Origin of the sequence: Oceanibaculum nanhaiense (assembly GCF_002148795.1) — a bacterium.
GTDB lineage: Bacteria > Pseudomonadota > Alphaproteobacteria > Oceanibaculales > Oceanibaculaceae > Oceanibaculum > Oceanibaculum nanhaiense.
Genome location: NZ_MPOB01000001.1, coordinates 574,923 through 589,103 on the forward strand (window position 1 = coordinate 574,923; position 14,181 = coordinate 589,103).

The 14,181-nt window shown below is 64.4% G+C and carries 12 protein-coding genes and 1 tRNA gene; 7 read left to right on the plus strand and 6 right to left on the minus strand.

The window, feature by feature from the left end; genetic code table 11:
* On the minus strand, nt 1–351 hold the full coding sequence (locus BKM74_RS02830) for an AtuA-related protein (protein WP_086464157.1): 351 nt from the start codon (nt 349–351) through the stop codon (nt 1–3).
* The gene (locus BKM74_RS02835; protein WP_086464158.1) at nt 348–1,664 is read right to left on the minus strand and encodes an acyclic terpene utilization AtuA family protein; all 1,317 of its coding nucleotides are present in this window, start codon (nt 1,662–1,664) and stop codon (nt 348–350) included. The genes BKM74_RS02830 and BKM74_RS02835 overlap by 4 nt, the downstream gene beginning before the upstream one ends.
* Before the next feature lie 159 nt (nt 1,665–1,823).
* Between BKM74_RS02835 and BKM74_RS02840 the strand changes: the two genes are divergently transcribed.
* The 3 genes from BKM74_RS02840 to BKM74_RS02850 are packed head-to-tail and all read left to right on the plus strand — an operon-like array spanning nt 1,824 to nt 4,834.
* Complete coding sequence (locus BKM74_RS02840; RefSeq protein WP_086464159.1) at nt 1,824–2,213, plus strand: cupin domain-containing protein; 390 nt, start codon at nt 1,824–1,826, stop codon at nt 2,211–2,213.
* Complete coding sequence (locus tag BKM74_RS02845) at nt 2,210–3,634, plus strand: FAD-binding oxidoreductase (protein ID WP_086464160.1); 1,425 nt, start codon at nt 2,210–2,212, stop codon at nt 3,632–3,634. The genes BKM74_RS02840 and BKM74_RS02845 overlap by 4 nt, the downstream gene beginning before the upstream one ends.
* Before the next feature lie 39 nt (nt 3,635–3,673).
* The gene (locus BKM74_RS02850) at nt 3,674–4,834 is read left to right on the plus strand and encodes an acyl-CoA dehydrogenase family protein (protein WP_086464161.1); all 1,161 of its coding nucleotides are present in this window, start codon (nt 3,674–3,676) and stop codon (nt 4,832–4,834) included.
* A 6-nt stretch (nt 4,835–4,840) separates the two neighbouring features.
* On the opposite strand, the gene BKM74_RS02855 is transcribed toward BKM74_RS02850, so the two are convergent.
* From BKM74_RS02855 to hemN, 3 genes are all read right to left on the minus strand, one after another.
* Nucleotides 4,841–6,961, minus strand: a complete 2,121-nt coding sequence (locus BKM74_RS02855) for a putative bifunctional diguanylate cyclase/phosphodiesterase (protein ID WP_176342354.1) — start codon at nt 6,959–6,961, stop codon at nt 4,841–4,843.
* 137 nt (nt 6,962–7,098) lie between these two features.
* Nucleotides 7,099–7,575, minus strand: a complete 477-nt coding sequence (locus tag BKM74_RS02860; protein WP_086464163.1) for a YaiI/YqxD family protein — start codon at nt 7,573–7,575, stop codon at nt 7,099–7,101.
* Between the two features lie 37 nt (nt 7,576–7,612).
* On the minus strand, nt 7,613–8,959 hold the full coding sequence (gene hemN, locus BKM74_RS02865; protein ID WP_217895431.1) for an oxygen-independent coproporphyrinogen III oxidase: 1,347 nt from the start codon (nt 8,957–8,959) through the stop codon (nt 7,613–7,615).
* Between the two features lie 184 nt (nt 8,960–9,143).
* Here hemN and BKM74_RS02870 point away from each other — a divergent pair, with 184 nt between their 5' ends.
* Both BKM74_RS02870 and BKM74_RS02875 read left to right on the plus strand, forming a co-directional pair.
* Complete coding sequence (locus BKM74_RS02870; RefSeq protein WP_086464164.1) at nt 9,144–9,779, plus strand: LysE family translocator; 636 nt, start codon at nt 9,144–9,146, stop codon at nt 9,777–9,779.
* Between the two features lie 570 nt (nt 9,780–10,349).
* Nucleotides 10,350–11,558: a BaiN/RdsA family NAD(P)/FAD-dependent oxidoreductase gene (locus BKM74_RS02875; protein WP_086464165.1), complete on the plus strand. Its 1,209-nt coding sequence runs from the start codon at nt 10,350–10,352 to the stop codon at nt 11,556–11,558.
* A 299-nt stretch (nt 11,559–11,857) separates the two neighbouring features.
* Here the strand turns inward: BKM74_RS02875 and BKM74_RS02880 are convergent.
* Nucleotides 11,858–11,934, minus strand: a tRNA-Arg gene (locus tag BKM74_RS02880).
* Nucleotides 11,935–12,429: 495 nt separating this feature from the next.
* Between BKM74_RS02880 and BKM74_RS02885 the strand changes: the two genes are divergently transcribed.
* Together BKM74_RS02885 and gpt are read left to right on the plus strand one after the other, a co-directional pair.
* A complete protein-coding gene (locus BKM74_RS02885; RefSeq protein ID WP_245825762.1) occupies nt 12,430–13,533 on the plus strand; it encodes a hypothetical protein in 1,104 nt (367 codons plus the stop codon).
* A gap of 143 nt (nt 13,534–13,676) precedes the next feature.
* Nucleotides 13,677–14,171 carry a xanthine phosphoribosyltransferase gene (gpt, locus tag BKM74_RS02890; RefSeq protein WP_086464167.1) on the plus strand — a complete coding sequence of 165 codons (495 nt, stop codon included), beginning with the start codon at nt 13,677–13,679 and terminating at the stop codon, nt 14,169–14,171.
* The last annotated feature ends 10 nt before the right edge of the window (nt 14,172–14,181 follow it).

The window sequence follows — 14,181 nt, forward strand, 5'->3', positions numbered from 1 at the left end:
TTATCCTTTGGGTAGGGGCGGTGCATCCTCCGGCAGCGCGATTTCCAGCCCCAGCAGGAAAGAGCTCCAGCTCTTGCCGTGGCCGTCCAGATTCAGCGAGCCGTTGACGCCGCCTTCCAGCGCCGTCTCCATGACGAAATTCAGCGCCTGCAGCTGCGGTACCGCATAGCGCTTCACGCTGCCCTGGACCAGCCCGGCCATGTGCGCGGCCACGGCTTGCGGCGTCAGCTGCGCTTCCAGCAGCTTGTAGTGCGCCGGGTCATAGGCGAAGACCGCAATGTTGGAGGTGTTGTTCTTGTCGCCGGCGCGGGCATGGGCGAGCGCGCGCAGCGGAACCATTTTGCTGCTCATGGCCGGATCACCTCGGTACGGATGGAAATGGCGTCACGCGGGATATAGGCATCATGCGTGGTGAAGCTGCGCCGCACGACGCCGCGCACCCCGCCGCCGCCGGCCGGCCCGCAGGTATAAAGCGCCTCCACCTCCCACAGCACGCGGTCGGCGGTGTCGGCATCGTCGGTCCGGGCGGTGACATGGACGCGCACATCCGCCGAGCCGCTGGGCACGTTGCGGCGCACCGATTCCGCCGAGGCATGCAGTGCCGCGACGCCGATCAGATCGACACGCAACTCCGCAATGTCGCGCAGGCGGTGGCGCAGAATATCGGCGGCCAGCCGTCCGCGATCCGCCGCCCCCGGCCCGGCATAGGAGATGCCGGCCTCGGCGATCAGCCCGCCATCGAAGGCGACTGTCACCTTCAGATTGTCCGGCCGTGCCGTGCCCGATGCACCGCTCAGGCCGACCCGGTTGCGGCCATCCGCGCGCAGGGCGACGCCAGAGAAATCCGCCGTCACGTCGGGCGTCAGATAGCGCGCCGGATCATGCACCTCATACAGCACCTGCTCCTTCACCGTGCGCGCATCGACCAGCCCGCCATCGCTGTCCAGCTTGGTGATGATGGCTGTCGCATCCGCCGTCACTTCTGCCAGCGGAAAGCCGACATCCTCGACGCCTGGCACGTCCTTGTAGCCGGGATCGGCGAAATAGCCGCCGGTGACCTGGGCCGCGCATTCCAGCAGATGGCCGACCAGCGTGCCGCCGCCCAGCCGCGCCCAGTCGTCCAGCGCCCAGCCATATCTGTGCGCCAGCGGCGCCAGGAACAGCGACGGATCGGCGACGCGGCCGGTGATGATGATGGCCGCGCCGCCGTCGATGGCGGGCAGGATTTGCTCGATGCCGAGATAGGCGTTGGCGGAGATCACTGGCGTACCGATATCGGCGACGGTGCCGCCGGTATCGGCCAGGGGCGTCGTGTCGTCGATCAGATGGCGTACATCGTCGCCCTCGACATAGGCGACGCTCGGCCCGCCCGAACCGCACAGCGCTGCTGCCGCGCGGGCCGCCGCCGCCGGATTGGCCGCCCCCATATTGGTGATGAGGCGCGTGCCGTTCCGCGCCATCGCCGGCAGGCAGGCGCGCAGCCGGGCCTCCAGATAGCGATTATAGCCCTTGGCCGGGTCGGCGGCGCGGGCGGTCTGGGCCTGCGCCAGCGTGCGCTCGGCCAGGCATTCGAAGCCGATCCAGTCCAGCCTGCCCTGCTCGATAAGCCGCAAGGCCGGGTCCAGCCTGTCGGCACCGAATCCGGCGCCGCTTCCTATGCGCATATGTCATTCCTCCCGACAGGTTTTTCCGCCTACGATAGCGGCCATCGCCGGTAAGGGAAAAGAAAACCGCCGGCAGCGTGCTGTTAGTCGCGGTTGTTCCTCACGGGGCAGGCGCTACAATCGGCGCGCCGATAATGAAGAAAACGCCCGGAGGAACCCATGAAACTGATCGAGCATCTCTCGGAGCTGGCGGCCTATGCCCCGCCGGGCCATTCCCGCACCCGCAATGTGCGGCTGGTGGAGCGCGATTTCTGCGGCAGCTTCGAGATGATCCTGGGCGAGCTGGAGCCGGGCGGCACCGCCGACCCGCATGACCATGCCGATGAACACCAGATCATCTTCGTGCTGGAAGGCGAATGCGAGGTGACGTTGGGCGACGATCCGATGCAGGTCTGCGGGCCCGGCACGGTGATCCGCATTCCGCCCCGCCTGATGCATGCGGTGAAGGTGATCGGCGAGCGGACGCTGAAGCTGATCGTGCTCTATAGTCCGCCGCTGCAGCCGCGTGCCGAGGACCCGATGCCGCCGATGACGAAAGCGAGCGCATGACCAAGCTGAATGCCGATATTCTGGATCGCCTGAAGAAAATCGTCGGCCCGGCCGGCTATATCGACGACCCGGCCGACATGGAGCCCTATTGCGTGTCCTGGCGCGATGGCTGGCGCGGCGACACGCCGCTGGTGCTGCGCCCGGCCTCGACCGGGGAGGTCGCGGAGATCGTGAAGCTCTGCGCGGTATCCGGCGTGCCGATCGTGCCGCAGGGCGGCAATACCGGGCTGACCGGGGGCGGGCAGCCGCATGCGGGCGGGCTGGAGGTGGTGGTTTCCACCGCCCGGATGAACCGCATCCGCGCGGTCGATACGCTGAACGACACCATGACGGTAGAGGCCGGCGTTGTGCTGACCACGATCCAGGACAAGGCGGCGGAGATCGACCGGCTGTTCCCGCTGAGCCTCGGTGCGGAAGGCTCCTGCCAGATCGGCGGCAACCTCTCGACCAATGCCGGCGGCACCCAGGTGCTGCGCTACGGCAATGCCCGCAACCTCGTGCTGGGGCTGGAGGTGGTGCTGCCCGACGGGCGCATCTGGAACGGTCTGCGCGGCTTGCGCAAGGACAATACCGGCTTCGACATGAAGCAGCTCTTCATCGGCGGCGAGGGTACCATCGGCATTATCACGGCGGCCGTGCTGCGGCTGTTCCCGAAGCCGCGCGAGAGCCAGACCGCCTTCGTCGCCGTGCCCGATCCCAATGCGGCGGTGAAGCTGCTGGGGCTGATGCGCGGCCGGCTGGGCGAGCAGGTCACCAGTTTCGAGCTGCTGCAGCGCAGCTGTCTCGATTTCGTTTTCGACGCGCTGGACGGCCATGACGACCCGCTGTCCGAAATCCATCCCTGGTATGTGCTGACCGAGGTGACGGGGCAGGGTGCGCCCGGCTCGCTGAAGGAGCCGCTGGAGGAAGCGCTGGCCGAGGCCATCGAGCAGGAGCTGGTGCCTGATGCGGTGATCGCCGCCTCCGGCGACCAGTCGAAGAAGCTGTGGGCGATCCGCGAGGAACTGGCCGAGGCGCAGAAACTGACCGGTGTGGGCATCAAGCACGATGTCTCGGTGCCGCTGTCGCGCATCGCCGAATTCATCGAGCGCGCCGATCTGGCGCTGGAGAAGGCCTATCCCGGCATCCGCCCCTGCGGCTTCGGCCATGTCGGCGATGGCAACATCCACTACAACCCGATTGCCCCGAAGGACTGGGACGGGGCCGCCTTCGCCGCCGAGCGCGAGAAGGTGAACCGCATCGTCCACGACATTGTGGCGGAGATGGATGGCTCGATCAGCGCCGAGCATGGCCTTGGCCGGCTGCGCCGCGAGGAGGCAGAGCATTACAAGTCCGACGTCGAGATGGACATGATGCGCGCCGTGAAGAAGGCGCTCGACCCGGACAACATCATGAACCCTGGAAAAATGCTGCGGCTCTGAGACCGCAAAACAAGAACGCAAAGAAAGAGGAAACGCCTTATGGATTTCACGCTGACCGAGGAACAGGAAAAGCTGCGCGACACGGTGCGCCGCTTCGCCACGACCGAGCTGGTCGGGATCGCCCGCAAGGTCGAGGAAGAAGACGAGCCGCCAAGCCATGATGTGGTGAAGCGCTTTGCCGAACTCGGCCTGCTGGGCGTGAATATCGACGAGAAATATGGCGGCGTCGGCATGACGCATTTCGATGCCGTGCTGGTGCTGGAGGAGATGGCGAAAGTCTCGCCCGCCGTTGCCTTCCCGGTGTTCGAATCCTGCTTCGGCCCGATCCTCGCCATCGCGCATTTCGCGCCGGAGGAACTGCGCCAGCGCATCATCCCGAAGGTCTGCGCGGGTGAGATGATCGTCGCCGTCTCGATGTCGGAGCCGGATGCCGGCAGCGCGCTAACCGACCTCACCACACGCGGCCGCATCGAAGGCGACAAGATCGTCATCAACGGCCAGAAGCGTTGGTGTTCCGGCGCCGGGCACGCGGACGCCTATGTCGTCTATTGCCGGCTGTCGGACGAACCGGGGGCGAAGGGCGTCGGCGCGGTGCTGGTGGAGAAGGAGCGCAAGGGCTTCAGCTTCGGCAAGCGCGAGCGGCATATGGGCTTCCGCGGTATCACCAGCGCCGACATGTATTTCGACAATGTCGAGGTGCCAATCTCCAACATGATCGTGCCGGCCGGCGGTTTCCGCAAGCTGATGGAAGCGTTCGATCTGGAGCGCTGCGGCAACGCCACCATGAGCCTCGCCATCGCCCAGAGCGCCCTCGACTACGTGCTGGAATACACGCAGGAGCGCAAGCAGTTCGGCAAGCCCATCGTCGATTTCCAGGCGGTGCAGCTGCGCCTCGCCGAGATGGCGATGAAGGTGGATGCGGCACGCCTGCTGCTCTACCGCGCCGTCATCAATGCGCAGAACGGCCTGCCCTCGATCCGCGAAAGCTCGATCGCCAAATGCTTCGCCAACGAGATGGTGCGCGAGGTCACCGGCAGCGCCGTGCAGATGATGGGCGGCTATGGCTATTCGCGCGAATATCCGATGGAGCAGAAGATGCGCGATGGCTGGGGCTGGGGCATCGCCGGCGGCGCCATCGACATCCAGAAGGTGAACATCGCCGCAGCGCTGGTCGGCCGCCGCTTCGACCAGCGGCGCTAGCAGAAGCTACGCCGCCAGGGACACCGCCTCGAACTCGCTGCAGGGCATCGGCATGGCAATGCCGAAGCCCTGCAGCAGGTTGATGCCGATATCGGCCAGCATCGCGCCGGTATCGCGGTCCTCGACGCCTTCGGCGACCACGCGCAGCCCGAATTGCCGCGCGATCAGCACGATGGCCTCGACGATCTGCCGGTCTTCGGCATTGTTCGCCATATCCGTGATGAAGCTGCGGTCGATCTTCAGCTCCGCGAAGGGCAGCCGCTTCAGCTGCACAAGCGAGGAATGGCCGGTGCCGAAATCGTCGATGGAAAAGGTAATGCCGGCCTCGGTCAGCTGCCGCATTGCCGCTGCCGCGGTCACCGGATCGCGCATCGCCGAATGTTCGGTGATTTCCAGGATCAGACGTTCCGGGGCGATGTCATAGCTGCGGGTGATATCCAGAACCTTTTCCACGAAGCCCGGATCGCAGAATTGCGATGCCGAGATGTTAACGGCCAGCGAGAGGTCGCGATGCGTCGCGCCATTGGCACGCCAGCGGCTGAGAATCTGGCAGGCTTCGTTCAGCGTCCACCCCTCCAGCATGCTGAGCAGGCCGAATTTCTCGGCGATGCCAAGGAATTCTCCCGGAAGCAGCAGGCCGTGGATCGGGTGGCGCCAGCGCACCAGCGCTTCCGCCGAACGGATGATGCCGGATTTCGCGCAGACCTTGGGTTGCAGGAACAGTTCCAGCTCGCCGTCCAGGAAGGCTTTGCGAAGGTCGCGTTGCAGGTCGAACTCGCGTTTGGCCGTGTCCTGCATCTTCTCCTCGAAAAAGCGGAACCGGTTCCGCCCCTCCGTCTTCGCCTCGTACAATGCCTTCTCGGCATGGTCGATCATCATTCTGGCAGCGGCGTTGCCGGTGTGGGCTTTGCAGGTAGCGGATACGGCGATGCCGATGGTTGCGGTGACGGAAATTTCCCGACCCTGCAGCAAGAAGGGCTGCCATAGCGCGGCACGGAAAGTGTCGATCTGGCGCAGGATGTCAGGTGCGTCGCAGGGCTCCTCCAGGATGACGACGAATGTATCGCCGCTGAACCGCGCGATAATCGGCGATTCCGGAAAACTGTCCCGCAGGGTCCTGGCGAGTTGCCGTAGCAGTTCGTCGCCATCGGCATGGTTCAGCGAGCTGTTGACCAGCTTGAAATTGTCGAGGTCGATGAGGAGCGCGGCGCATCGCCGGTCGGTCAGGGTGCCGCTGGCAATGATGTCGTCCAGCGTTTCCATCAGCAACGCCCGGCTGGCCAGTCCGGTCAGCTGGTCGGTGCGTGCCATTTGTTTAAGCTCTTCGGTGGCCTCGCGCAGCGAGTGACTGAGGTGTGTTGTCACCGTCTCGAACCGGCTGTCGAACAGGGCGGCGATCAGCGTTCCACCCAGCACGACAATGGAGGTAAGGGCGACGGCCCAGACGATCCAGGGCTGGTCGGTGCTACCGGCAGCCAGGCAGATGCTGTCCGCAGGGAAATTCGCGGCCAGCATGCCGGTATAGTGCATGCTGGCGATGGCCAGACCCATGATGGCTGCGGCGACAAGCCGGTACAGCAGGATCGGGCCGTGCGGCTGGCGGCTCAGATGAAAGGCGATATAGAGGGCGGCGGTCGCAGCGGCGATGGCGATCGCGATGGACAGTGCGAAATAGACCGGCTGATAGACGATGCCGGGGGCCATCAGCATCGCCGCCATGCCGACATAATGCATCGCGGCGATGGCCAGCCCCATCAGGATGCCGGCGGTCAGCAGACGGTGCATCGGCAATTGCGGGCTGCGGATCTGCATCAGCGCGAAACCCGACAGGGCCGTGGCGATGACCAGCGACAATATTGTCAGCGTCAGGTCGTATCCCAGCGGGATCGGCAGGTCGAAGGCCAGCATGCCGATGAAATGCATCGACCAGATGCCGGTGCCCATCGACAGCGCGCCGAAGCCCAGCCACAGATGGCTGCCCTTCGCCGAGGCGACGATGCGGTTCGACAGGGTCAGCGTCGTGTACGAGGCAAGTGCCGCCACCAGCACGGACAGCATGACCAGGCCAGCGTCATGGCTGCCTGTCAGCATGTCGGTGTTCGGAAATGACAGGATGATATCCGTCACGGGATGGCGGCCTCTCGAAACATATAGGGAGTCCATGCCGGCGCGATGGCGCGGTTCCGTCGCATGACAAACCGGCGGCGCCCTTCATCAATAAAAATGACACAGAGAGGTTAAGACGGGCTTAACCGAATGCTGATTCAGGCGTGGCCGGCGCGCCGCAGTTTGTTGATCGCGAGATCGAGAGCGGACAGGAAGCTGGAACGATCCTTCGCGGAGAACGGGCGCGGGCCGCTGGTGATCTGGCCGGCGGCGCGCAGGTCGGTCATCAGGTTGCGGGTCGCCAGCGCCATGCCGATGGCGGCCTCGCTGAACGGCTTGCCGTTCGGGCCAATAACCGTTGCGCCGGCCTTCACGCCACGGCTGGCCAGCGGCACGTCGGCGGTGACCACGATGTCGCCCGGCCCGGCGCGTTCGGCGATCCAGTCGTCGGCGGCGTCGAATCCGTCGCTGACCACAATCCGGCTGAACAGCGGGTTCGGCGGCACGGCGATATAGTCATTGGCAACGATGATAACGGATACGCCATAGCGTTCCGCCACGCGGTAGATTTCCGCCTTCACCGGGCAGGCGTCGGCATCGACAAGGATGCGGACAGGATTTTTCGGTTCGTTCATACCGCAGATATAGCGGCATGACGGCCCGGGGGCAAAGTCAGACGGCGCGGGAATGTTTCGCTTTACCGGTCGCGAGATAGGCGTCGAACATGCAGGCGATGCTGCGCATCAGCGGGCGGGCTTCCTCGGGCACGGTCAGAATATCGCCGTCAAGCTTGACCAGCCCGTCACCGGCCAGCGCCGCCAGGGCCGTGTGTTCGGCGTCGAGGTCCAGGGTCAGGCCGGCGGCCTGCTGCATGGCCGCCAGATCGACCTTCATGTGGCACATGATCTGTTCGATGATGGCGCGGCGCAGCCGGTCCTCCGGCGTCAGTTCGATGCCGCGCGCGACGGGCAGCCGGCCCTCTCCGATAGCCTTGCGGTAGTCCGGCATCGCCGTGACATTCTGGATATAGCCCTGCGGCAGCGCGCCGATGGCCGAGGCACCGAAGCCGATCAGCACCTCCGCCGGATCGACGGTGTAGCCCTGGAAATTGCGGTGCAGCCTTCCTTCTCGTAGTGCTGGTACCAGCGGATCGCTGTCCTTCGCGAAATGGTCGAGGCCGATGCGCGTATAGCCGGCTTCGACCAGCCGGTCGGCTATCGCCTGCTGCTGGCGGAAGCGTTCGTCACGGCCGGGCAGGGCATGGCCGGGGATCAGGTTCATATGCGGCTTCATATGCGGCACATGGGCATAGCCGAACACCGCCAGCCGGTCCGGCCGCAGCGGCAGGATGCATTCCACCGTGTGCAGCACGCGGGAAACCGTCTGGAACGGCAACCCGTACATCAGGTCGATATTGATGCGGTCCACGCCTTCCGCGCGCAGGGCGGCCATCGCCTCCGCCGTGCTGGACAGCGGCTGGATGCGGTTCACCGCCTCCTGCACCTGGCGGTTCACGTCCTGCACGCCGATGCTGGCGCGGTTCACGCCGATCTCGGCGAAGGCGCGCACCGTCTCGTATTGCAGGCCGCGCGGGTCGATCTCCACGGCGATCTCGGCATCCGGCGTACGGTCGAACAGGCCCCACACAAAATCGCCCAGCCGCCTTATATCGTCGGGCGACAGCATGGTGGGCGATCCGCCGCCGAAATGCATGTGGCTGACGGTGCGGCGGCCCAGCTTTTCGGCGACCAGGGCGATCTCGCGCTTCAGCAACTCGAAATAGGTCGATACCGGCTCGTAGCGGTTCACCACGCGGGTGTTGCAACCGCAGAACCAGCACAGGCTGTCGCAGAACGGGATATGGAAATAGAGCGACAGCGGCAGGGCCGGGTCGAGCGCCTCCAGCCAGCGCCCATAGGCAGCGGCGTCGATGCCGGCATGGAAATGCGGCGCCGTCGGATAGCTGGTATAGCGCGGCACCGGCTGGTCGTATTTTGCAAGCAGATCAGGCGTCATCATGGCCCGAATTTACATCGGCCGGCTGCCGCGAACCTTGACCTGGATCAAAGCTTATCGGGGGCAGGCCAAGGGGGCGGGTCTTGGCCGGCGGCGCGGGGACAGGCATGCAGGGCGTCTATCGGGATGCCGGCGGCTATGCCATTCTCGGGCGTGAGTGAATGCTGCTGATCGGGGGACGCCGGACATGACGCTGGAACATTGGCTGATCTATCTGGTGGCGGCGTTCGGCCTGTCGCTGACGCCGGGGCCGAACGGGCTGCTGGCGCTGACCCATGGCATGCGCTTCGGGCTGCGCCGCTCGGTCGCCACGCTGCTGGGCGGTGTCGTGGGCTTCCTGCTGCTGATCGCGGTGTCGATGGCGGGGCTGGGCGCGCTGCTGGCCGCCTCGGAGCAGGCCTTCACCATCGCGAAATGGCTGGGTGCGGCTTATCTCGTCTATCTCGGCATCCGCACCTGGCGCGCGCCGGTGACGGCCCCGGTGCGGGCGGAGAACCTGCCGGATAGCGGCGGGCGGCGGGAAGGGCCGGCGGCGCTGTTCCTGCAAGGCTTCCTGGTCGCGACCTCGAACCCGAAGGCGCTGATCTTCTTCGCGGCCTTCCTGCCGCAATTCATGGTGCCGGGGGTCTCGCTGCCGCTGCAGTTCGTGATCCTGGGCGGCACCTTCGCCATTGTCGAATTCTGCTTCGAGCTGGTATTGGCCGGGGCGGCGCAACGCATCGCGCCCTGGCTCTACCGCCACGGGAAAATGGTGAACCGCGCGGCCGGCGCCACCTTCATCGGCATCGGCGGCGTGCTGGCGACAGCCAACCGCGCGGTGTGACTCTTCCCTAGAAGGTCGCCTTCAGCTTGATACTGATATCGCGTGCGCATGCACGTGTTCACTTTGAAGCACATGTTCACGTTAGATTGTAAAAATCCGGATTATCGCCGCGAGCATCTAAGCGCGTCAGCGCAACGCGCCGGGGCTTCCGGTAGCAAGCTTCGCGATTTTGAATGGAGTGGTGCGCATTGCCGGGTGAAGATGATAACTACGTCTACGCCATAGCCCTCTAACTGTAGGCTCAAGCCAATGGCTCTTGGGGTGGTTTGCGTACTGGCAGGTTTCGGATGACTCCGCGGCAAAAGCAGCCTCGATGAGGAACGAAGCCGTCGAGAACGCGCGTCCGTCAGCAGCGCTTCGGAGACAGCACCCTCCCCGAGGTGCAAAGTGATTGGTTCAGCCATGATCCGGCAGGGATTGTGATCGCTGGCGATGCGTAGCATAGCCCTTTGCTGTCCACGTTTTTTCGATCCGGGTGCCAGCGAGATGAAATCACGATGTTCCAAATGACCGCGATGCTGGCCCTGTCGGTGCGTAGCTTTTTATGTGTACGGGCAAGTGCTGTGTTCCATGCAGCTTGAAACCTTCGATACCGTCATCCTCGGCGCGGGCGCGGCGGGCATGATGTGCGCGATCCATGCCGCTGCGCGCGGTGGCCGTGTGCTGGTGGTGGATCATGCGAAGGCACCCGGCGAAAAGATCCGCATTTCCGGCGGCGGCCGTTGCAATTTCACCAATATCGGGACAAGCGCGAAAAACTTCATCTCCGATAATCCGCATTTCTCTAAGTCGGCGCTTGGTCGCTACACGCCGCATGATTTCATCGCGCTCGTCGAAAAACACGGCATCGCCTGGCACGAGAAGACGCTTGGCCAGCTCTTCTGCGACACATCGGCGAAACAGATCGTCGCGATGCTTCTGGACGAGATGAACCAGGTAAAGTGCGAATTGCGCTTGAGAACCATGCTCGAATCAATCGAGCGCGACATGAGCAGCTTTACCGTCACGCTCGGCGGCGATGGGGCGGCGAAGATCCGCTGCCGGCATTTCGTCGTCGCCTGCGGCGGCAAGTCGATTCCGAAAATGGGTGCGACCGGCCTTGGCTACCAGATCGCAGAACAATTCGGACTCGCTGTTACCGAAACGCGCCCTGCGCTCGTCCCGCTCACCTTCGGAGAGGACGTGCTCGCCGGTTTCAGAGATATAGCGGGGGTTGCGGCAAGTGCGGGTGTGTCCTGCGGCAAAACGGCGTTCGAGGAAGCATTGCTGTTCACGCATCGTGGTCTCTCAGGGCCGGCGATCCTTCAAATCTCGTCCTATTGGCGCGAAAGGCAGCCAATCCGCATCGCGTTCTTGCCCGGCGATGACGTCAGTGCCTCGCTTGCCTCGGCCAAGCGAGAAAATGGCCGCCGTGCGATCTCAACCGTGCTCAGCGACATCCTGCCCAAACGCCTCGCACTCTATCTCGCCGAAACCCATGGATGGACCGGACCGATCGGCGAGGCGAGCGATAGAAAACTCGCCACAATCGCCGGGACCCTTCAAGATTGGGAGGTGTTTCCGATCGGCTCGGAAGGCTACCGCACAGCCGAGGTGACGCTTGGTGGCGTCGACACGGACGGGCTGAATTCACGGACAATGGCAACCAAAGCAGTCGAGGGACTCTATTTCATTGGCGAGGTGGTCGATGTCACCGGCTGGCTCGGCGGCTACAATTTCCAGTGGGCGTGGTCGTCCGGCTGGGCCGCGGGCACGGCGATTTCGGAACTGGCGGGGTGAACAACGCGCTCACAAAACATCTTGCCATCGCAGTCGGCGATGCATCCTCAAGCCCTTCATTTCCGGGGCGTTCGAACCGGGACGCGCCAATGATGGAGACAGCTTGAGGCTCCACGAAAGGTAGCTTTCGGGAAACTATACGTTAGGTTGGAACGGTCGAATTGAGGTCGAGAGTTGCCGTTTGCCAGCCTTCGAGCTTTATCGCGCTGTAGCGTGGAAACGGCGGTTTCGCATGCCGGTTGGTGGGTGTGCGGTGATCGGCGGCGATATCGCACTGTAGAGGGCAATCGACGGGAAAATGGTGCGCCCGAAGAGATTCGAACTCCTAACCTTCTGATCCGTAGTCAGATGCTCTATCCAGTTGAGCTACGGGCGCTTTGTCGCCAGGGAAGAGAGTGCGGACAGGCCGCCCCCCAACGAGGCGCGCACACTACTCAAAGCCTTTGGCAAACGCAATAGGCTATCGCGCGGAAAATAGCGGGCTGCGCACGGCGGCGGACAGGGCAGTTCCGCGCCAGTAATTCCAGCATGGTGCGACAGGAATATGGACGCACCATCAGCTTTTCCGGTCCGCTGGCAGCCTGCCGGGTTAAATCAGCTTGTGGCACTGCCAGGCTTTCGGTAGTATCGACGCAAAATTAAGCGGTTAGCGCGCGTTGCTGCAAAGAGTCGATTAATTCGGGGCATTCGATTAATTGGGACTGGGCAGAATGGCGTTTCGGGGGTTACGGTCTGCTGACCGCAGTCGGGGACAATAGAAACAAGCATGTGGCAGTCTGGAATGACAAAGTCCCGTTCATGGACAGGTCTTGTGGGGGCAGCGCTGCTACTCTCTGGATGCTCCTTCACGTCGGACACGCTGTGGCCGACCTTGACGGGCGAAAATCCGGCGGGCGGCAGTCAGGGGCAGCAGGTCGCGATCGAGCCATCTCCCGCTGAACGCAACGCACAACCGGTTCTCGGCGCACCGCCGCCGGCGCTTGGCAGCACCGATTTCAGGATCGATCCGCCAAGGCCCGGCCAGCCGACCGGTACCTATGTCGGCCAGAAGGTGCAGGAACTGCGCGAGGATCTGCGCCGGCTGCAAAGCTCCATCGCGCAGCACAATGAAACGCTGCAGCAGATTCGCAACACCATCGAGCAGAATGCGGCCAGCTATCACGGCACGGTCGCGGCGATCAATGCGCGCCTGCAGGTTGGCACAACGCCGGGCAATCCGGTGCTGGTCCAGCAGTGGGACCAGTCGCAGCGCCAGCTCGAGACGCTGAACAATGATGTCGGCCGGATGAACGAACTGGCCAACCGCGCCGCCGCCGACAGCAATCTTTCCGCCTATATGCTGCAATCGACGCGGGCCGCCTATGGCCTGTCCGGCGCGGTGGAGGAAGATCACCGCCAGCTCGGTATTCTGGAAGACGATGTGAATCGCACCGTCGTGCTGATCGACCGTCTGCTGAACGAGATGACCGACGATGTGCGCCGCCAGGCCGCCTATATCAGCAACGAGCGCGGCAATCTCCAGACCCTGGCGCTCGGCATCAAGAACGGCCAGCTCTACGGTTCCAGCCTTGCCAACCGTGCCTTCATGCCGGCGATGGGCGTGGCCAGCACCGCCGGCCTGCCGGCCCAGCCGAACTATGTCGGCCCGGCATCGCAGCAGGGCAGCCCGGCCGGTGGCCGTCCGCTGGTCGTCATTCGCTTCGACCGTCCGAATGTCGCCTATGAGGAGGCGCTGTACAGCGCCGTGTCCTCCGCCTTGCAGCGCCGGCCCGACGCGACCTTCGATCTGGTCGCCGTCAGTTCCAACCAGGGCGGCGCCGCGCAGGCGGCACTCGGCTCCAGCAGCGCCCGGCGCAATGCCGAACGGGTTCTGCGGACCCTGACCGAGATGGGCCTGCCGCCGGCACGGGTGAACCTGTCCGCGGCCAGCAGCGTCGAGGCGGCGGCCAGCGAAGTGCATCTCTATCTGCGCTGACGCGTAAGCTTCTTTGTCTGGAACCGGCGTCGGGGTCTCTCCGGCGCCGGTTTCGTTTCGGCTGGGCATTGCGACAGCACGTCCGCTCCGGTATAGGCTGGCCGAAGCCCCAAAGCCACCCGACCAAGCTGGAGCCGCCGCGCATGACCCAAGCCGCCGACAAGCCCTTTCTCGTTTCCTGGGAGGAACTGCACCGCGATGCCCGGGTGTTGGCCTGGCGGCTGCTGGAGCAGGGCCCGTTCGAGCGTATCGTCGCCATCGCCCGCGGCGGCCTGGTGCCGGCGGCGGTCGTGGCGCGCGAGCTGGAAATCCGGCTGGTCGATACGGTCTGTGTCGCTAGCTATGACGATGCCAAGGCGCTGGGCCGGCAGGGCGAGATGCAGGTGCTGAAGGATGTGGCCGGCGACGGCACAGGCGTTCTGGTGGTGGACGATCTGGTCGATAGCGGCCTGACCGCGAAGCTGGTGCGCGACATGCTGCCCAAGGCGCATATCGCCACCGTCTATGCCAAGCCGAAGGGCCGCCCGCTGGTCGATACCTTCGTTACCGAGGTCAGCCAGGACACCTGGATCTACTTCCCCTGGGATCTGGGCGCGCAGCCGGTTCAGCCCATCGTGCTGGGGCTGAAACCGCGCTGAGGCAGCCTCT

Bases quoted from the DNA above. Each gene is read 5' to 3' on its own strand.
- BKM74_RS02875 (WP_086464165.1), top strand. From the start codon at position 10,350: ATGCAGCTTGAAACCTTCGATACCGTCATCCTCGGCGCGGGCGCGGCG.
- BKM74_RS02870 (WP_086464164.1), top strand. From the start codon at position 9,144: ATGACGCTGGAACATTGGCTGATCTATCTGGTGGCGGCGTTCGGCCTG.
- BKM74_RS02830 (WP_086464157.1), bottom strand. From the start codon at position 351: ATGAGCAGCAAAATGGTTCCGCTGCGCGCGCTCGCCCATGCCCGCGCC.
- gpt (WP_086464167.1), top strand. From the start codon at position 13,677: ATGACCCAAGCCGCCGACAAGCCCTTTCTCGTTTCCTGGGAGGAACTG.
- BKM74_RS02840 (WP_086464159.1), top strand. From the start codon at position 1,824: ATGAAACTGATCGAGCATCTCTCGGAGCTGGCGGCCTATGCCCCGCCG.
- BKM74_RS02845 (WP_086464160.1), top strand. From the start codon at position 2,210: ATGACCAAGCTGAATGCCGATATTCTGGATCGCCTGAAGAAAATCGTC.
- BKM74_RS02850 (WP_086464161.1), top strand. From the start codon at position 3,674: ATGGATTTCACGCTGACCGAGGAACAGGAAAAGCTGCGCGACACGGTG.
- BKM74_RS02860 (WP_086464163.1), bottom strand. From the start codon at position 7,575: ATGAACGAACCGAAAAATCCTGTCCGCATCCTTGTCGATGCCGACGCC.
- hemN (WP_217895431.1), bottom strand. From the start codon at position 8,959: ATGATGACGCCTGATCTGCTTGCAAAATACGACCAGCCGGTGCCGCGC.
- BKM74_RS02835 (WP_086464158.1), bottom strand. From the start codon at position 1,664: ATGCGCATAGGAAGCGGCGCCGGATTCGGTGCCGACAGGCTGGACCCG.